Below are 18,794 nucleotides of genomic sequence, written 5' to 3'. Positions count from 1 at the left end.
CCGTTTCGTCGTCGTCTCAAGGGCCGCCGCGATGGCGTTGCCCCGTCCTTTACCCTAGCTAAGTTTCAATGATTTCGCCGGTGGTCATGTTGATGGCCGGCACCGCCAGAGGCTCGGATCCCTCTGCGGCGAAGTGGCTAATGATGGCTCCGGCCAAGGCAGGGCCAATGCCTTTCGCCTCTGAGAGCTCCTCCACCGTGGCGGCCTTCACGCCCTTGACCGATCCGAAGTGCGCCAGCAGGGCTTTGCGCTTGGAGGCGCCGAGGCCCGGGACGGCGTCCAGGGCCGACACGGTCATGGCCTTGCCGCGCTTCTGCCGGTGGAAGGTGATGGCGAAGCGGTGGGCCTCGTCGCGGATCCGTTGCAGCAGGTAGAGGCCCTGCGAGGTGCGGGGCAGGATCACCGGGAAGTCGCTGTCAGGAAGCCAGACTTCCTCCAGGCGCTTGGCCAGCCCCACCACGTAAACATCGTCGATCCCCAGGTCCCTGAGTGCACGGGCGGCGGCGTTCACCTGGGGCTGGCCGCCGTCCACCACCACGAGGTTGGGCGGGTACGCGAACTTGGCCTTGGGCGCCGGAGTGGTGGTGTCCAGCACGGCGGCATCCGATGCCCTGTCCTGGCTGTCCCCTTCCAGCACCGATTCGTCCACCTGCGCCGACTTGTCCTGGAGGTAGTGGCGGAACCTGCGGGTCAGGACGTCATGCATGGCGGCAGTATCATCAGCGGCCGCGGGGCCGGTGATGGAGAACTTGCGGTAGTCGGACTTCTTGGGCAGCCCGTCCTCCACCACCACCATGGAGGCCACCACGTTGGTGCCCTGGACGTGGGAAACGTCGAAGCACTCGATCCGGAGCAGGGGGACGGGCAGGTCCAGTGCTTCCTGTAGCTCCTGGAGGGCCTGCGACCGGACGGTGATGTCCCCCGCCCGCCTTGTTTTGTGGAGCTTCAGCGCGTGTTCGGCATTTACGCGGACGGTGGACATCAGGGCCGCCTTGTCCCCGCGCTGCGGCACCCGGATGTCGACTTTGGCGCCCCGGATCCCGCCCAGCCAATTGGCCAGGTCCTCCTGGTTGCTGGGCGCCACCGGTACCAGGACTTCGCGGGGCAGCCGGCCGTGCGTGTCGCCGTCCTCCCCGTAGACCTGCTGCAGCAGGTGCTCCACCAGGTCCGGGGTGGTGAAGTCCTCCACCTTTTCCACCACCCAGCCACGCTGGCCCCGGATCCGGCCGCCGCGGACGTGGAACACCTGGACGGCCGCTTCCAGCTCGTCTTCGTGCAGGGCGAAGACGTCGGCATCGGTGTCCTCGGCCAGCACGACGGCATTGCGCTCGAAAACCTTCCGCAGTGCCGTGATGTCGTCGCGGAGCCGGGCTGCGTGCTCGTAGTCGAGTTTCGCCACGGCGTCCGCCATCTGCTTTTCAAGCTTGTTGATGAAGCGCTTGGCTTCACCGCCCATGAAGGCGCAGAAATCTTCAGCGAGTGCCCGGTGGTCCTCCGGCGAGATCCGCCCGACGCACGGCGCCGAGCACTTGTCGATGTACCCCAGCAGGCAGGGCCGGCCGCTGGCCTCGGCCCGCTTGAAGACGCCGGCGCTGCAGCTCCGGACCGGGAAGACCCGGAGCAGGGTGTCCATGGTTTCCCGGATGGCGCCGGCGGTGTAGGGGCCGAAGTAGCGGGTTCCCTTCCGCTTGTCCCCCCGCATGACCTGCACCCGGGGGTACTTTTCGCTCATGGTCACGGCAAGGTAGGGATAGGTCTTGTCATCCCGGAACACCACGTTGAAGCGCGGCTTGAATTCCTTGATCCAGGTGTATTCCAGCTGCAGCGACTCCAGTTCGCTGCCCACCACGGTCCACTCGACGCTGCTGGCCGCGTGGACCATCGCATAGGTCTTCGGCAGCAGCCCCGCCGGGTTGGCGAAATAGGAGTTCAGCCTTGACCGGAGGCTCTTGGCTTTGCCTACGTAGATGACCCGGCCGTGCGGATCACGGAACCGGTAGACGCCCGGGTTGGTGGGGATTTCACCCGTCTTGGGCCGGTAACTTGCTGGATTTGCCACCCATCAAGTCTACTGAGTCGCGCCGGGTCTCCTCGCCAGCCGGCGAATTTGGACCGGCCCAGGCGCTGCCGGAGGAGGTGCTGCTGGACCGGGGGCTGGACTACTCCGCGGACTTGCTTTGGTTGTAACTGGTGGAACGCTCCTGGCCGCTGAGCACAGCGATTGCGTCCATAATGCGGTCCGTGACCTCGCGGCGGGCCGGCAGCGAGTGGTCCGGCCCGGTCTTGTCGAAGTACAGCGGCTCCCCCACCTTCATGGTGAAGTGCTGTGGCCTGACACCCTTTTCCCCGGCGCGTTGCAGCTTTTCGGTGCCGATCAGGCCTACGGGGATGACGGGCGCGCCGGTGGTGAGCGCCAGCCAGCCGACGCCGGTGCGGCCGCGGTACAGGATGCCGTCACGGGACCGGGTGCCCTCCGGGTAGATGCCGATGCCGCGGCCGGCCTCCAGGATGTCCAGCAGGGTTCTCAGTGCCTGGACGCTGGCGGCCTGCTCACCGCGCTCCACTGGAATGGAGCCCACGGATTCGAAAAAGGCCTTCATGACCTTGCCCTTGACACCGCCGGTGGTGAAGTACTCGGCCTTGGCGAAGAAGGCAACCGGCCGCGGCATCAGGGCCTGGACGATCACGCTGTCGAAGAAGGACAGGTGGTTGGGCGCCACGATAAAGGGACCGTCGGAAGGGACGTTTTCAAGTCCGACGACGGTGGGCCGGCAGGTGCCGCCGATCAGGTTGCGCGTGGTCCAGCGGACGGCATCAAACATTTCCATCGTTGCTCACCCCGCTCATGGCCGCGGTGTGGACCGCCTGGAGCCGTTCGATGACCGCTACCAGCTCCTCGCCGGTGCTGACGACGGCCACGGATCCGGCCTCCTCCAGCTCTCCGTCGGGAGCGAAGCCCCAGACAACGCCGATGCAGTCCAGCCCGTTGGCGATGGCACCGGACACGTCCTGGGCACGGTCGCCCACCATGATCGCGTGCCGGGTATCGAGGTCCCTCAGCGCGGCGGCGATGATCTGGGTCTTGCCGAGCGGAACGCCTTCCACAGCCGCTTCGTCGTCGCCCGAGCCGTGGATGCCATGGAAGAAACCATCGATGCCATGGTGTGCCAGGACCTTGTGGGCAAGCCGCTGGGGTTTCTGGGTTGCTACCGCGACGGGCCGGCCCGCCTCCGCGAAGGATTCCAGGATTCCGCGGATGCCCGGGTACAGCCGGCTTTGGGCGATTCCCTTGGCGACGTAGTGCTCGCGGTAGCGGCGGACCACCTCTTCCAGGCGGTCCGCCGGCACGTTGGCCACGTTGAGCAGGGAATCGCTGAGCTTGGGGCCGATCATCGAATCGAGCAGGTCCTGGCCGGGAACGGGGAGCCCCAGCCCGCGGAGGGCTGAGGCAATCCCCTCAGTTATTCCACCGGCCGGATCGACAAGAGTGCCGTCCAGGTCAAAGATCACGGGCACTGTTGTTGAAGTCACCGGGTTAGTTTCTCACGACAGCAGTAATGCCTGAAACTCGCATTCCAGCTGCGGAATATTTCGGTGCAGTTTCCTCCGGTCAGCCGAGTATTTCGGCGAGGAATTTCCCGGTGTGGCTGGTGCTGGACTTGGCAACCTGCTCCGGTGTTCCTGCCGCAACGATCTGGCCACCGCCTGAACCGCCGTCCGGCCCAAGGTCCACCAGCCAGTCGGCGCTCTTGATGACATCGAGGTTGTGCTCAATGGTGATCACCGTGTTGCCCTTGTCCACCAGGCCCTGCAGGACCATGAGCAGTTTCCGGATGTCTTCGAAGTGCAGGCCCGTGGTGGGTTCGTCCAGGACATAGATGCTGCGGCCGTTGGACCGCTTCTGCAGTTCCGCCGCGAGCTTGACGCGCTGCGCCTCGCCGCCGGAGAGGGTGGTGGCAGGCTGTCCAAGGCGGACGTAGCCCAGTCCCACGTCCACCAGGGTGTTCAGGTGGCGTGCGATGGGTGAGAACGCCGCGAAGAACTCGGCGCCCTCCTCGATGGGCATGTTCAGGACATCGGCGATGGTCTTGCCCTTGTAGTGCACTTCCAGGGTTTCCCGGTTGTAACGCGCCCCGTGGCACACCTCGCACGGGACATACACGTCCGGCAGGAAGTTCATCTCGATCTTCAGCGTGCCGTCACCCGAACACGCCTCGCAGCGGCCGCCCTTGACGTTAAAGGAGAACCGCCCCGGAAGGTAGCCGCGCACCTTGGCCTCGGTGGTCTCGGCAAAGAGCTTGCGGATGTTGTCGAAGACGCCCGTGTACGTGGCAGGGTTGGATCGCGGAGTACGGCCGATGGGGCTTTGGTCCACGTGGACCACCTTGTCCAGGTGCTCCAGGCCCTGGACCGTCTTATGCCGCCCGGCCACCTGCTTGGCGCCGTTGAGCTTATTGGCCAGCACCTTGTAGAGGATCTCGTTGACGAGCGTGGACTTGCCCGAGCCACTCACTCCGGTCACCGCGGTGAAGAGCCCCAGCGGGAAGGCGGCGTCGACGTTCAGGAGGTTGTTCTCCCGTGCGCCCAGCACCTTGATCTCGCGCTTCTTGTCGTACTTGCGGCGCTTCTTCGGTACCTCGATGGCCTTGCGGCCGGACAGGTAGTCGCCGGTCAGCGATTCCCGGTTGTCCAGCAGTTCCTTGTAGGTCCCCGAGTGGACCACCTGGCCGCCGTGTTCGCCGGCGCCGGGTCCGATGTCCACGATCCAGTCGGCCACGTGGATGGTGTCTTCGTCATGCTCAACCACGATGAGGGTGTTCCCCATGTCGCGGAGCCGGGTGAGCGTTTCGATCAGCCGGCGGTTGTCGCGCTGGTGCAGGCCGATGGAGGGTTCATCGAGAACGTAGAGGACCCCCACCAGGCCGGAGCCGATCTGGGTGGCGAGCCTGATGCGCTGTGCTTCGCCGCCGGAGAGGGTGGCGGACGGGCGCTCAAGGTTGAGGTACTCCAGGCCCACGTCCAGCAGGAAGGTCAGGCGGGCCTGGATCTCCTTGAGGACCTGGTGGGCGATCTGGGCTTCTCGTCCGGTCAGCACCAGGTTGTTCAGGAACTCTGCGCAGTCCCGCATGGGCAGCGCGGCCACCTCGGCGATGGACTTGCCGTTGATCAGGACCGACAGGGATGCGGGGTTGAGGCGTGCGCCGTTGCAGGCGGGGCAGGGGACCTGCCGCATGTACTCCTCGTAGCGGTCGCGGGCCCAGTCGGAATCGGTCTCGCCGTGCTTGCGGTGGACGTACTGGATGGCGCCTTCGAACCCGGTGCTGTACTTGCGTTCGCGGCCAAAGCGGTTGCGGTACTGCACCACCACCTTGTGGTCCTTGCCGTGCAGGACGGTCTGGCGCACATCCTTGCCCAGCTTCTCCCACGGCGTGGTCATGGAGAAGCCCACTTCCTTGGCCAGGCCTTCCAGGAGCCGGTTCCAGTACTCAGTGGTGGCCGTCCCCAGCGACCACGGTGCAATGGCGCCCTCCGACAGGGACAGCTCCGGGTTGGGAACGATGAGTTCCTCATCCACCTCCAGGCGGGTACCGATTCCACTGCAGGCCGCGCAGGCGCCGAACGGGTTGTTGAACGAGAAGGAGCGGGGCTCGATCTCGTCGATGGCGAGGGGGTGCTCGTTGGGGCATGCGAGGTTTTCGGAGAACGCCCGGATCCGCCCCGGCGCGTCGGCCTCGAGGTCCACGAATTCAGCAAGGACCCGGCCCTCGGACAGACCCAGGGCTGTTTCGATGGAGTCCGTGAGCCGCTGGCTGATGCCCTCCTTGACCACCAGGCGGTCCACCACCACTTCAATGGTGTGCTTGAACTGCTTGCCCAGCTTGGGGGGATCGCTCAGCTGGACCAGGTTGCCGTCCACCCGTGCCCGGGAGTAACCCTTGGCGGTCAGTTCCTTGAAGAGGTCCACGAACTCGCCCTTGCGTCCGCGCACCACCGGCGCCAGGACCTGGAAGCGGGTGCCCTCGTCGAGTTCAAGGAGCTGGTCGACGATTTGCTGCGGCGTCTGCTTGGACACCGGCTCACCGCACACCGGGCAGTGGGGCCTGCCCACGCGCGCCCACAACAGACGCATGTAGTCATAGATTTCGGTGATGGTTCCCACCGTGGACCGCGGGTTCTTGCTGGTGGATTTCTGGTCGATGGAGACCGCCGGGGAGAGGCCTTCAATGAAGTCGACATCGGGTTTGTCCACCTGGCCAAGGAACTGGCGTGCATAGGCGGACAGCGATTCAACGTAGCGCCGCTGGCCCTCCGCGAAGATGGTGTCGAATGCCAGCGACGACTTGCCGGATCCGGAGAGGCCGGTGAAGACGATCATGGCATCGCGGGGCAGGTCGAGGTCCACGTTGCGCAGGTTGTGCTCCCGCGCGCCCTTCACCACGAGGCGGGAGAGGTCCGGACGCTGCGGGACGGCAGCAGCGGGGACGGCTGGGGAAGCGGAGGGGGCAGGGGTTTCTTCAGCTAAGGCTTTAGGCACCCAATAATGCTAATCGAAAACTTTTTCGAACTTGGACGGTTCCGCCCTCAGGGAACATCGTAGGCGGCCGCCAGGAGCTTCACGGCTTCGGCGAAGCTGGCGCCTTGGGATTTGGCGACGGCGGCGTACGCGGCAGCGGCCTCCGACAGGCCTCCCAGCCTCTCATCCCGGGCCGAGACCACGGTCCCGTTGCGTCCCCGGGTGGCAACGATGCCCGCCGCCTCCAGTTCCTTGTACGCCCTGGCCACGGTGTGCGGGGCAACGTCGAGTTTCTCCGCTAGGGCGCGCACGGCGGGGAGCCTGGTGCCGGCCGCCAGTGCACCGTTGTCCGCGAGGTGGATGACCTGGAGCCGCAGTTGTTCGAACAGCGCCACACTGCTGGCAGGATTGGGCCGCCATGATCCCGGAAACTCTCCTGTGCTCACAGGCCGCCCTCCAGGACCCCGGCCCTGCCGTCCCGTTCAGCGAACTGGGCGTTATACAGGGTTGCGTAGTAGCTGTTGGCTTCAAGCAGGCTCGCGTGCGTACCCTGCTCGACGATGCGTCCATGGTCCATGACGAGAATTAGATCAGCGTTCCGGATAGTGGACAAACGGTGGGCGATCATGAAGCTGGTCCGTCCGTGGCGGAGCCGCTGCATCGCCTGGCGGATGAGCAGTTCCGTCCTGGAATCCACGGAACTGGTTGCTTCGTCCAGGACCAGGACGGTGCGTCCGGCTAGCTGTGCCCTGGCGATGGTGAGGAGCTGCCGCTGGCCCTGGCTGAGGGGTTCGCCGCCATTTTCCAGCACTGTGTCGTACCCGTGCGGCAGGGACCTGATGAAGCGGTCCGCGTGGGTGGCTTCCGCGGCCGCGACAATAGCTGCATCCGGCGCGCCGGGCCGGCCGTAGGCGATGTTTTCGCGAATGCTGCCGTCGAAGAGCCAGGAATCCTGGAGCACCACACCGAACTGCGCCCGCAGCTGGTCCCGGGGAATTGACGCGATGTCCCGGCCCCCCATGGTGATCCGGCCGGATGAGGGTTCCAGGAATCGCATGAGGAGGTTCACCACGGTGCTTTTGCCCGCGCCAGTGTGTCCCACGATGGCCACCGCCTGGCCAGGCTCCACGGTGAAGGTGAGGTCGCGGACAGCGGGCACGGAGCCGGGGTAGCCAAATGTGACGTGGTGGAAGCCTATGCGGCCGCCGGGCAGCGCGCCGGTGCCCTGCCTTTCGGGGTCGGGCGGGTCTTCCCCGGCGTCGAGGAGAACGAAGACCCTGGCGGCTGACGCTGCGCAGGATTGCATGACGTTCAGCAGCCCGCCGATCTGTCCCACCGGCTGCGTGAACAGCCGGCTGAACTGGATGAAGGCCTGGACGCCCCCGATGGTCATTGCGCCGGCGATGACCTGCAGGGCACCAACCACCGCAACCGCGATGTAGTTGAGGTTGGACATCAGCACCATCAGCGGCTGGACCACCCCGGCTGAATACTGTGCCTTCGCGGCCGCCCGGGCCAGGCGGCCATTGCTGCGGGTGAAGACGTCCGCCGCCTGTTCCTGCCGGCCGAACGCCTTGATGACTTCGTGGCCACTGATGAATTCCTCCACATGGCTGTTCAGCTCGCCGGTCTCCTTCCACTGCCGCGCGAAATGCTCTTGGGACCGCCTGGCCACCATGACGGTGATCAACGTGGAGACGGGGACGGTGGCGATGGCGATGGCGGCGAGCAGCGGTGAGATCCACAGCATCATGGCCAGCGAGCCGCAGAGCATCAGGACCGAGACGATGAGCTGGGTCAGGACCTGGTTCAGGGCCTGGGCGATGTTGTCGATGTCATTGGTGGCGCGGCTCAGTACGTCACCGCGGGACCGTGCCCGGAAGTAGGTGGAGGGCAGGTGGTGCAGCTTGTCCTCCACCGATGCGCGAAGGCCGTACATGAGCCCTTGCACGGCCCGGGCGGTCAACGCGCCCTGGACCCAGTTGAACAGGGAAGCGAAAACATACATCATGGCCACCGCAGCCAGCAGGATTCCGAGGCGCTGGTCCAGGCTGCCTTGGAAGACGCCCTCCACCACCTCGTCGGTGGCATCACCGAGGTATTTCGGGGCTGCCACGTTGAGGACGGCAAAGGCGCAGGTGGATCCCACTGCTCCGAGCATCTGCAGGCGGAAGGGACGCAGGAGGCCAAGGAGCCTCGCGGCTGTTGGCCAGAATTTGTAGGCCGTTTCCCCGGGTTCGTCCCCTGCCGTCACAGCGTGCCGCCCAGCGCGAGCTGCGATTCGGCAATTTCGCGGTAGGTGGTGGACGTTTCCAGCAACTCCCGGTGCGTGCCCTGACCGACGAGGTGGCCGTCGTCGAGTACCAGGATGAGGTCTGCGTCCTCCACGGCGGAAATGCGCTCGGCCACAATGATGACCGTTGCGGCGGCGAGTGCCTGCCCCAGTGCATTCCGCAGCCTGGTGTCCGTGTCGTAGTCGAGGGCGGAGAAGCTGTCGTCAAAAATGTAGAGGGGCGCCCTGCGCAACAGTGCGCGGGCGATGCACAGTCGTTGGCGCTGGCCGCCGGAAAGGCTGGCGCCCCCCTGGCCCACGGGGGTGGCAAGCCCAAGCGGGAGGTCATCCATGAACCGCATGGTCTGCGCCGTCTCGAGGGCGGCCCACAGGTCCCCGTCCGTGGCGTCGGGGGCAGCCATCCTCAGGTTGTCGGCGATTGTCCCGGTAAACAGGTGGGAATGCTGGGGCACGATGGCCATGGCAGCGCGGAGTTGGTCCAGGGGCAGGCCGCGGATGTCGTGGCCGGCAAGTGAGATGCGGCCTTCAGTGGGGTCGAGGAAACGTGGGATCAGGTTCAGCAGCGTCGTCTTGCCGCTGCCGGTTGAGCCGACGATTGCGGTGGTGGTACCGGGAGAGGCGGTAAAGCTGATGTCAGCAAGCACGGGCGCTTCGGCTCCGGGATAGGAGAAGCGAACGCCCTGGAAGGCCAGTGTTGCCGGCTGCGTCGGGTCCAGCCGGAACTGCGGCGGCCCTGCGGGACTGTGGACGGACGCTTCGGTGTCCAGCACCGCCTGGATGCGTTCGGCACAGACGGCGGCCCGCGGCGCCGTCATCAGGACGTACATGGACATCATGATTGCCAGCAGGATCTGCATGATGTAGGCGATGAACGCCGTGAGCGCGCCGAGGTTCATCAATCCCGCCTGGATGCGGTGGCCGCCGAACCACACCACGGCAACCGAGCTGGTGTTGACCACCAGCATGATCATTGGCAGCATCCCGGCCACCAGGAGCGCAGATTTGAGGTTATTGGCGGTCAGCCCGGCATTGGTCGCCGCGAACCGCCGTGCTTCGTGGCCCTGGCGGACAAAGGCACGGATCACGTCCACGCCGATGATCTGCTCGCGCAGGATGCTGCCTGACCGGTCCAGCATCTCCTGGCCCTCGCGGTAAAGCGGAATGAGCCGGCGCACGATCAAGTACATGATCAGCAGGAGCAGGGGCACAATGACAATCACCACGACGGACAGTGCCATGTCCTGCTGGACGGCCAGGACGATCCCGCCGATGCCCATGGCCGGGCCGGCGAAGAGCATGGTGAAAACCAGCAGGGCAAACGCCTGGACCTGTTGGACATCGTTCGTGGCGCGGGTGGTCAGGCTTTGCGTTCCGAACAGGGCCACATCCTGCGAGGACAGTGTCTGGATCCGGCCGAAAACTTCCGCGCGCAGGCAGTGCCCGATACTCATGGCCACGACGGCGCCGAGGTAGCCGGCGGCGATGGCGGACACTGCCTGGACCACGGCAATAGCGGCCATGAGCGCGCCAAGCCGGGAGATTACCTGGGGCTGGCCTGCCACGATTCCATCATCGATGATGGCTGCATTCACGGTGGGCAGCAGGAGGTTCGCCGCCGCCTGGACCAGCTGGAGCACAACGATCGCCCACAGTTGCGCGTGCTTGCCCGCAAGCTGCCGCTTTAAGAGTCCGACCAGCAAAATACCCCCTGCAAATGCCTACGGCCGAAGAGGGGGCCGGCGGCTTGACCCCTGAAGCATAGTGGCCATTGTAAGCCACATCACTTTCCGGTGCTGTCACATCCTGTGACTGGCTGGAAAACACGGGAACTGGGCCCCGTTTACTCCGCCTTCTGGCCCACGGCGAAGATCCGCCGGAAGGGGAAGACAGTGCCGTGCGCCCCCCGGGGGTAGGCCTTCCGCAGGGCCGCTGCGTACTCCGTTTCGAAACGCTGGGCGTCATCATCGCCAAGAACGGCCATGACCGGCCGCAGTGCCGTGCCGCGGACCCACTCCAGCACCGGGTCCGGCCCCTGGAGGACCTGCTGGTAGCTGGTTTCCCACGCATCGGCCGCGCAGCCGGCGTCGAACAGGATGCCCAGGTAGTCCTCGGGCTCCCCCACCGACTCCCCGCCCCGCAGCACCCCGCCCAGCTTGCCGGACCAGCGGTCCGACGCCGCGAGCTCCCGCATGAGGGAATGCGAGGGGGCGTTGAAGTTTCCCGGCACCTGCATGGCAAACCAGGCGCCCGGCCGGAGGGCTTCGAGCCATCTGCGCATCAGTTCCTGGTGGCCGGGTACCCACTGCAGGGCTGCGTTGCTTACCACGACGTCTGTCTCCGAACCGGGCATCCAGGCGGCGATGTCGGCCCGTTCAAATGCCAGGCCCGGAACTTCCTCCGCCAGGGGTGCCGCCTTGGCCAGCATCTCCTCGGAGGAATCCAGGCCAACCACCTGGGCGCCGGGCCAGCGCTCAGCCAGGGTGGCTGTCAGGTTCCCCGGCCCGCAGCCAAGGTCGACGACCCGCGCGGGACGGTCAGCATCGACCCGGCCCACCAGGTCGAAGAACGGCCGGCTCCGGTAGTCACCAAACCGGATGTACTTTGCGGGGTCCCATTTCATCAATTTCTCCAGGTCTTAACACGCACACGGGCAAGGCGAAGCCTAACCCGGCCGGGGCGCCGGGTCCGTCCGCAACGTGGCACTAAGGTTTAAGTCAATGAAACTCGTTGACCAGCTGAGCGACCTGTCCGTCCCCAACGCCGCCGCCGTCGACCCCGACGCCCTTTACAGCCGTTTTGTGGAGTGGACGGAAAGCCGGGGCCTTTCGCTGTACCCGGCCCAGGACGAGGCCATCATGGAACTGGCAACGGGCGCCAACGTCATCCTTGCCACGCCCACCGGGTCAGGGAAATCGCTGGTGGCAATCGCCGCGCACTTCCAGGCCATGGCGCAGGGGCGGCGGAGCTACTACACCGCCCCGATCAAAGCCCTGGTGTCGGAAAAGTTCTTCGCGCTGTGCGACATCTTCGGTGCCGGGAACGTGGGCATGATCACCGGCGATTCCGGGGTCAACCAGGATGCGCCCATCATCTGCTGCACCGCGGAGATCCTGGCCAACATCGCCTTGCGGGAGGGCCCGGCGGCCGAGCTCGGTGCGGTGATCATGGATGAATTCCACTTCTACTCCGACCCGCAGCGCGGCTGGGCCTGGCAGGTCCCGCTCCTGGAGCTTCCGCAGGCACAGTTCCTGCTGATGTCCGCCACCCTGGGTGACGTCACCCGGTTCGAGGAGGGGCTGACGGCGCTGACCGGCCGCGCCACCACCACGGTGAGTTCTGCGGAGCGGCCCATTCCGCTGCACTACTACTACCACCAGACCCCGGTCCACGAGACGCTGGAGGAACTGCTCTCCACCCGGCAGGTGCCGGTCTATGTGGTGCATTTCAGCCAGCTTGAGGCGATCGACCGCGCCCAGAACCTGATGAGCATCAACGTGTGCACCCGGGAGGAAAAGGACAAGATCGCGGAGCTGATCGCCAACTTCCGGTTCGCCGCCGGGTTCGGCAAGACGCTGAACCGGTTGGTGCGCCATGGGATCGGCGTGCACCACGCCGGCATGCTGCCCAAGTACCGCCGGCTGGTGGAACAGTTGGCCCAAGCGGGACTCCTGAAGGTGATCTGCGGGACGGACACGCTGGGCGTGGGCATCAATGTGCCCATCCGCACCGTGCTGCTGACCGCCCTCAGCAAGTACGACGGCGTCCGCACCCGCTTGCTCAACTCACGCGAGTTCCACCAGATTGCGGGCCGGGCCGGCAGGGCGGGCTACGACACCGCCGGGACGGTAGTGGTGCAGGCTCCCGAGCACGTGATCGAGAACGTCAAGGCCATGGCGAAGGCCACCGCCAAGTTCGGCGACGACCAAAAGAAGCTGCGTCAAGTGGTCAAGAAGAAACCGCCCGAAGGTTTCGTGTCCTGGGGCGAACCGACGTTCAACCGGCTGGTGGAATCAGTCCCCGATCCGCTGACGTCCAGCTTCACGGTCACGCACGCCATGCTGATGAACCTGATGGAACGGCCCGGTGACCCGTTCGCGGCGGCCCGGCGGCTGCTCACCGAGAACCACGAGTCCCGTTCCAGCCAGTTGCGGCTGATGAAGAAGGCGCTGGGCATCTACCGCGAACTCCTCGCCGCCGAAGTCATTGAGCGGATCCCGCCGGAGGAGCAGGGGCCGGATGGCCGATCGGTCCGGTTGACCGTGCACCTGCAGCCCAACTTCGCCCTGAACCAACCACTCTCCCCCTTCGCGCTTGCCGCGCTGGACCTACTTGACCCGGAGTCGCCGTCTTACGCCCTCGACGTGGTGTCCGTTATCGAGGCGACCCTGGAGAAACCGCGGCAGATCCTGTCCGCGCAGCAGAAGAAGGCCCGCGGCGAGGCGGTGGCCGCCATGAAGGCTGACGGCATCGACTATGACCAGCGGATGGCCATGCTGGACGATGTCACGTACCCCCAGCCGCTCGCCGAAATCCTGGGCGAAGCGTTCGAGGTATACCGGAAGGCCGCGCCGTGGGTGGGCGACTTCGAGCTTGCCCCCAAAGCCGTGGTCCGCGACATGTACGAGCGCGCCATGAACTTCGGCGAATTCGTCCAGTTCTACGGCCTGGCCAGGTCCGAAGGCATCGTGCTGCGTTATCTCGCGGATGCCTTCAAGGCGTTGCGCCAAACTGTTCCGCAGGACATGCTCCGGGAGGACCTCGAAGACCTTGTGGCCTGGCTGGGTGAGCTGGTCCGGCAGGTGGACTCCAGCCTCCTCGACGAATGGGAGGAACTCACCTCCGGTGCGGCACCTACGCCGCACGACGCGCCGCCGCCCCCGCCGCCGTCGCTCACCTCCAACATCCGCGCGTTCCGGGTGATGGTGCGCAACGAGATGTTCCGCCGCGTGGAACTGTTCGCCGACGAGGACGCCACCGCGCTGGGAGAGCTCGACGGCGGGTCCGGCTGGGGTGCCGAACGCTGGGAAGATACGCTGGACGACTACTTCGACGAACACGATGATATCGGGACGGGACCGGATGCGCGGGGGCCGGGCCTGCTCATCATCACCGAAGAACCGGGGACCTGGAAGGTGCGCCAGATCTTTGACGATCCGGCGGACAACCACGACTGGGGCATCTCGGCGGAGGTGGACCTGGCGGACTCGGACGCGACCGGAACAGCCGTGGTGAAGGTAACGGACGTCAACCGGCTCTAACCCGGGTCTGGCCCTTCCGTTGCCCTGCGGCTGCCACGCCCGAGCCGGCGGTAAGCTCGAACAATGAGTGTAATCCGCCCCGCAACCCGGCATGACGTTCCCGCAATCCTCCGGATGATCCACGAACTGGCGCACTACGAGAAGGAACCCGACGCCGTCCGGAACACACCGGAAATGCTGGAGCAGGCACTGTTCGGTGAGAACCCGCGGGTCTTCGCGGCCATCGCGGAAGACGCGGCGGGCACTATGCAGGGCTTTGCGCTGTGGTTCCTGAACTATTCCACATGGGAAGGCGTCCACGGGATCTACCTGGAGGACCTTTACGTCTCCCCGGACGCCCGGGGAGACGGGCACGGCAAGGCCCTGCTGCAGCACCTTGCCGCGATCGCCGTGGAGAACGGCTACGCACGCGTGGAATGGAGCGTGCTGGACTGGAACGAGCCCTCCATCAACTTCTACCGGCGCCTGGGCGCCCGCCCCATGGACGGATGGTCCACTTTCCGGCTCACCGGCGAGGCGCTGGACCAGTTTGGAAACGCGGGCTCCCGCGGCTCCCTTTCCGCTCCTGCCCGTGGCTGACGTGCGCCGGGGAGCGGCCCCGGTCGCCGGGCATGAGGTCAGGGCCAGGCACGAATTCCGTGGGATGCGCACCCTGGAGCACTACTTCGAGGTCCCCCTGGACCACTCCGCGCCGCCCGGCGGTTCCGCGGAGACCATCACGGTTTTCGCCCGCGAGTACGTGTCAGCGGCGCACAGCGAGGAGGCTGCCGCCCAGCTTCCCTGGCTCCTCTTCCTGCAGGGCGGCCCGGGCGGGCGCGGCAACAGATGGGGGTCCCTGGGCGGCTGGAGCAAGGCCGCAGCGCAGGACTTCCGCATCCTGATGCTGGACCAGCGCGGCACCGGGCTCTCAACGCCCCTGGACCGCAGAACCCTGCCCGGCCGCGGGTCCGCTGCGGACCAGGCAGCCTATTTGGAGCACTTCAGGGCCGATTCGATCGTGGCAGATGCGGAACTGATCCGCGGTGCCCTCGAATCACCCGCCTGGACCATCTATGGCCAGAGCTACGGCGGCTTCTGCGCATTGACGTACCTGTCCTTCGCCCCCGAAGGACTGCGCGAAGTCCTCATCACCGGCGGCCTGGCACCTCTGACCGGAAGCGCTGATGACGTGTACCGGGCCACCTATCAGCGCGTGGCGGCACGGAACGACGAATACTTCGGCTGGTATCCGGAGGACCGGGACGCAGTGGAGCGGATTGCCCGCCACCTGCGCTGCACAAGGGAGCTCCTGCCCGACGGCAGTCCCCTGACCGTGGAGCGGTTCCAGATGGCCGGCGCATTCCTGGGCGGCAACACGCGCGTGGACAGCCTGCATTACCTGCTGGAGGACGCGTTCGTGGACACCGCCGGCGGTCCCAGGCTTTCGGACGCCTTCCTGGAACAGTTCCTCCACAGCGTGGTGTCGCGCCGCTCTAATCCGCTGTATGCCCTGATGCATGAATCCATTTACGGCCAGGAGCAGGCAACCAACTGGTCAGCCTGGCGGATGCTCGGCGAAAACCCGTGGTTCAGGCCGGACGCGGAACCGCTGCTGCTGACCGGCGAAATGGTGTACCCGTGGTACTTCGAGCAGGACCCGGCCCTGCAGCCGCTGCGGGAGGTGGCTGACCTGCTGGCAGCCAAGCAGGACTGGAAACCGCTCTACGACCCGGAGGTCCTGGCCGCCAACACCGTCCCCGCGGCCGCTGCGGTCTATTCGGACGATATCTACGTGGACCGCGACCTTTCCCTCCGCACGGCAGCTTCGGTGCGCGGGCTGCAGGTTTGGGAGACTGCGGACTTCCATCATGACGGGATCGCCGACGACGGTGAGAGGATTTTCGCCCGCCTCCTGGGTATGGCGCGCTCAGGCGGCCGCTGAGCGCCGGCGTGACGTGCGGGTGACGACGGCGGCGGCCAGGACGGCCGCCCCGATGGCTCCACCGAGCAGGTTGAGGCCGAGGTAGCCGGCAAAGCCCAGGACCAGCCCGGACACGGCGCCTCCTACGGCGCCTGCGGCACCCATCAGCATGTCGGAGACGCCTTGCACAGCCACGCGGGCGTCCTGGCCCACGCTTTCGGCCAGCAGGGTGGATCCTGAAATCGTGGCCGCGGACCAGCCCATGCCAAGCAGCACCAGTCCTGCGGCCACCGCGCCGGTGGAGGACTGGCCGAACCCGGCAATGGCCACGGCAGCGATCAGCAGCGTGAAGCCGATGATGATCGTCTCTATCCTGCCTGCCCGGTCAGTCAGCCAGCCCATGACCGGGGAGAGTGCGAACATCCCGGCGATATGCAGCGAAATGGTAAAGCCGATGATGACCAGCACGTCCCCCTCCGCGATGTGGCCTGCATGGGGACCGGGTCCTTCCACCAGGTGCTGCAGGTGGAGCGGCGTCATGGACATGACGCCAACCATCACTGCGTGGGCCGCTACGACGCCGGTGACCGCCAGCAGTGCCGTCCGGGAGCCGCGGATGGCCCGCAGCCCACGGTCCAGCGATCCCCGGGAAGCCGCCCCGGTGGCCTGGGTCCTTGCCGGCGCGCCGTTCGGTGGGGCAGTTGCCGGGGTGCTGCCGGCGGGCGCGGTGGCGGTGGGCAGCGCTTCCCGGTCCCGTGGAATCGGCGAGACGTTGTTGGCCGCGGCAAGACTGCGTGCCAGCAGCAGCGGGTCCGGGCGAAGACCGGCGAACAGGAGCACGGCGGCGATGAGGAGCCCGGCCGCGGAGATCACAAACGGGCCCGCGATGGGCGGCAGGCCCAAGGCAGTTCCGACGGCCGTTCCGGGCTGGATCAGGTTGGGCCCGGCCACGGCGCCGACTGTGACCGCCCAGACCACGGTGGATAAGGCGCGCCCGCGGTGTTCGGCGGCAGCGAGGTCCACCGCGGCGAACCTGGCCTGCAGGCTGGCGGCGGTGCCCACGCCGATGCCTGCCGCTCCCAGGACCAGCAGGATGAAGGCACTGGACGTCACCGCCAGCACCATGAGCACGGCACCTGCCAAGGCGGCGGAGAGGCCTGCCACTTGGCCCGCCCGGCGCCCGCGCCGTTCGGCCAGCGATGCCAGCGGCAGTGCGGCGGCCGCTGCCCCGAGGGTCATTACTGTTGCCACGGAGCCAGCCCAGGCTCTGGAACCGGAGAGTTCCACGGCCAGGATGGAACCAATGGAGACGGTCGATCCGGTCCCGAGTCCACCAAACACCTGGGCCACGCTCAAGAGCAGTACGGTACGCCGCTGCACCTGGCGGGCACCCCGATCCATCACAAGCGTGCGGGCCATGATCCGAGCATAGTCCTGCGCGGGCACGACCCACAGGGGTGGGACCCCATGCGTCCCGTGGAGGCTTAAAGGGGTAATCCCGGCCGCCTGAGCGGCCGGGATTACTGGACTGGAACGCGCCGGAGCGCGCTTACTCGGCGTCGCTGTGGCTCTTCCGGGCGTCTTCCTCGAGGCGCGGATCCACCTTGGCAGCCTGGGCCTTGGAGCTGAGCAGGCTGGCGACGACGGCCACGATGATGGTGCCCACAATCACGGCGAGCGACACGAAGGTGGGGATTTCGGGGGCCCACTCGATGTGGTGTCCGCCGTTGATGAAGGGCAGTTCGTTGACGTGCATGGCGTGCAGGACAAGCTTGACGCCGATGAACGCCAGAATGAAGGACAGCGCGTGCTTCAGGTAGATCAGCCGGTTCATCAGGCCACCCAGCAGGAAGTACAGCTGGCGCAGGCCCATCAGCGCGAACAGGTTGGCGGTGAAGACAATGAAAGGACTCTGGGTCAGGCCGAAGATCGCGGGGATGGAGTCCACTGCAAACAACAGGTCCGTGAGCCCGATGGTAACGAAGACGATCACCATGGGGGTGAAGACCTTCTTGCCGTTGACCACGGTGCGCAACTTGCCGCCGTCGAACTTCTCAGACATCGGGATGACCTTGCGGATCTTCGCAATCAGCGGGTTCTCGCGGTCTTCTTCCTCTTCGCCCTCGTCCTGGGCCTGCTTCCAGGCCGTCCACAGCAGGAACGCGCCGAAGATGTAGAACACCCAGCTGAACTGTTCGATGACGATTGCGCCCAGCATGATGAAGATGCCCCGCAGGATGAGCGCGATGATGATGCCCACCATCAACACTTCCTGCTGGTATTTCCGGGGCACGGAGAACCTGGCCATGATGATGATGAAGACGAAGAGGTTGTCTATGCTGAGGCTGTACTCAGTCACCCAGCCCGCGACAAACTGGCTGCCGAATTCCGGCCCGGTGAAGGCAAACATAGCGCCGGCGAAGGCCAGGGCAAGGGTGACGTAGAAAGCCACCCACAGACCGGCTTCCTTCATGGACGGCTCGTGCGGGCGCCGCACCACCAGGAGGAGATCGATCAGGAGAATCAGGCCGAGGACGGCAAATGAGCCAACCTCGAACCATACGGGCAAATCGAGCACAGGGCGGCCTTTCGCAGGGTACACAAAAATGGTGTAAGTCTCTCCGGCCTGCCTGTGCACTTGGTGCTGATGTGGCGGCCCGCTACGCCCGGCGGGGCAACTGTGCCCTGCGTGTTGACGATCGTAGCGCTTGGGATACTCCCCTACGTGCCTATAACTCTACCCCAGGCAGCCGGGGGACCGCTTCCGCGCCCGCGGGATAACGTTTTCCGATTTCCATTGACGCTCGGCGTTGGCCCTTGCAATAATCG

Annotated in this window: 13 protein-coding genes; 3 read left to right on the top strand and 10 right to left on the bottom strand. The window is 66.0% G+C overall.

Annotation, left to right across the window (positions count from 1 at the left end; all coding sequences use genetic code 11):
* Positions 1-58: 58 nt before the first annotated feature.
* The 8 genes from uvrC to ACR65J_RS10390 form a co-directional block, all read right to left on the bottom strand.
* Positions 59-2,059 (bottom strand): excinuclease ABC subunit UvrC, encoded by a 2,001-nt coding sequence (gene uvrC / locus ACR65J_RS10425; protein WP_440168384.1) that lies wholly within the window; start codon positions 2,057-2,059, stop codon positions 59-61.
* Positions 2,060-2,159: 100 nt separating this feature from the next.
* A complete protein-coding gene (locus tag ACR65J_RS10420; protein WP_440168382.1) occupies positions 2,160-2,828 on the bottom strand; it encodes a lysophospholipid acyltransferase family protein in 669 nt (222 codons plus the stop codon).
* Positions 2,815-3,531, bottom strand: coding sequence for an HAD hydrolase-like protein (locus tag ACR65J_RS10415; protein ID WP_440168380.1), 717 nt, complete (start codon positions 3,529-3,531; stop codon positions 2,815-2,817). The genes ACR65J_RS10420 and ACR65J_RS10415 overlap by 14 nt, the downstream gene beginning before the upstream one ends.
* A gap of 79 nt (positions 3,532-3,610) precedes the next feature.
* Positions 3,611-6,535, bottom strand: a complete 2,925-nt coding sequence (gene uvrA, locus ACR65J_RS10410) for an excinuclease ABC subunit UvrA (protein WP_440168378.1) — start codon at positions 6,533-6,535, stop codon at positions 3,611-3,613.
* A gap of 47 nt (positions 6,536-6,582) precedes the next feature.
* On the bottom strand, positions 6,583-6,960 hold the full coding sequence (locus ACR65J_RS10405) for a GntR family transcriptional regulator (protein ID WP_440168376.1): 378 nt from the start codon (positions 6,958-6,960) through the stop codon (positions 6,583-6,585).
* Positions 6,957-8,768 (bottom strand): ABC transporter ATP-binding protein, encoded by a 1,812-nt coding sequence (locus tag ACR65J_RS10400; RefSeq protein ID WP_440168374.1) that lies wholly within the window; start codon positions 8,766-8,768, stop codon positions 6,957-6,959. Before ACR65J_RS10400 ends, ACR65J_RS10405 begins: the two co-directional genes overlap by 4 nt.
* Positions 8,765-10,507, bottom strand: a complete 1,743-nt coding sequence (locus ACR65J_RS10395; RefSeq protein ID WP_440168372.1) for an ABC transporter ATP-binding protein — start codon at positions 10,505-10,507, stop codon at positions 8,765-8,767. The genes ACR65J_RS10400 and ACR65J_RS10395 overlap by 4 nt, the downstream gene beginning before the upstream one ends.
* A gap of 140 nt (positions 10,508-10,647) precedes the next feature.
* On the bottom strand, positions 10,648-11,427 hold the full coding sequence (locus ACR65J_RS10390) for a trans-aconitate 2-methyltransferase (protein ID WP_440168370.1): 780 nt from the start codon (positions 11,425-11,427) through the stop codon (positions 10,648-10,650).
* Between the two features lie 97 nt (positions 11,428-11,524).
* Between ACR65J_RS10390 and ACR65J_RS10385 the strand changes: the two genes are divergently transcribed.
* The 3 genes from ACR65J_RS10385 to ACR65J_RS10375 all read left to right on the top strand — a co-directional run bounded on the left by ACR65J_RS10385 (position 11,525) and on the right by ACR65J_RS10375 (position 15,986).
* The gene (locus ACR65J_RS10385; protein WP_440168368.1) at positions 11,525-14,065 is read left to right on the top strand and encodes a DEAD/DEAH box helicase; all 2,541 of its coding nucleotides are present in this window, start codon (positions 11,525-11,527) and stop codon (positions 14,063-14,065) included.
* Between the two features lie 63 nt (positions 14,066-14,128).
* On the top strand, positions 14,129-14,644 hold the full coding sequence (locus tag ACR65J_RS10380) for a GNAT family N-acetyltransferase (RefSeq protein ID WP_440168366.1): 516 nt from the start codon (positions 14,129-14,131) through the stop codon (positions 14,642-14,644).
* Between the two features lie 64 nt (positions 14,645-14,708).
* Positions 14,709-15,986, top strand: coding sequence for an alpha/beta fold hydrolase (locus tag ACR65J_RS10375; protein ID WP_440168469.1), 1,278 nt, complete (start codon positions 14,709-14,711; stop codon positions 15,984-15,986).
* Here the strand turns inward: ACR65J_RS10375 and ACR65J_RS10370 are convergent.
* A complete protein-coding gene (locus ACR65J_RS10370) occupies positions 15,972-17,384 on the bottom strand; it encodes an MFS transporter (RefSeq protein WP_440168364.1) in 1,413 nt (470 codons plus the stop codon). The genes ACR65J_RS10375 and ACR65J_RS10370 overlap by 15 nt on opposite strands.
* Positions 17,385-17,514: 130 nt before the next feature.
* Positions 17,515-18,543: a TerC family protein gene (locus ACR65J_RS10365; RefSeq protein ID WP_440168362.1), complete on the bottom strand. Its 1,029-nt coding sequence runs from the start codon at positions 18,541-18,543 to the stop codon at positions 17,515-17,517.
* Positions 18,544-18,794: the final 251 nt, after the last annotated feature.

The sequence above is a fragment of the Arthrobacter sp. SAFR-044 genome (assembly GCF_059414985.1).
This window is presented reverse-complemented; position numbering and strand designations above follow the sequence as displayed.

Excerpts from the sequence above, each read along its gene's own strand:
- ACR65J_RS10420 (WP_440168382.1), bottom strand. The coding sequence starts at position 2,828 with ATGGAAATGTTTGATGCCGTCCGCTGGACCACGCGCAACCTGATCGGC.
- ACR65J_RS10390 (WP_440168370.1), bottom strand. The coding sequence starts at position 11,427 with ATGAAATGGGACCCCGCAAAGTACATCCGGTTTGGTGACTACCGGAGC.
- ACR65J_RS10385 (WP_440168368.1), top strand. The coding sequence starts at position 11,525 with ATGAAACTCGTTGACCAGCTGAGCGACCTGTCCGTCCCCAACGCCGCC.
- ACR65J_RS10380 (WP_440168366.1), top strand. The coding sequence starts at position 14,129 with ATGAGTGTAATCCGCCCCGCAACCCGGCATGACGTTCCCGCAATCCTC.
- ACR65J_RS10375 (WP_440168469.1), top strand. The coding sequence starts at position 14,709 with ATGCGCACCCTGGAGCACTACTTCGAGGTCCCCCTGGACCACTCCGCG.
- ACR65J_RS10370 (WP_440168364.1), bottom strand. The coding sequence starts at position 17,384 with ATGGCCCGCACGCTTGTGATGGATCGGGGTGCCCGCCAGGTGCAGCGG.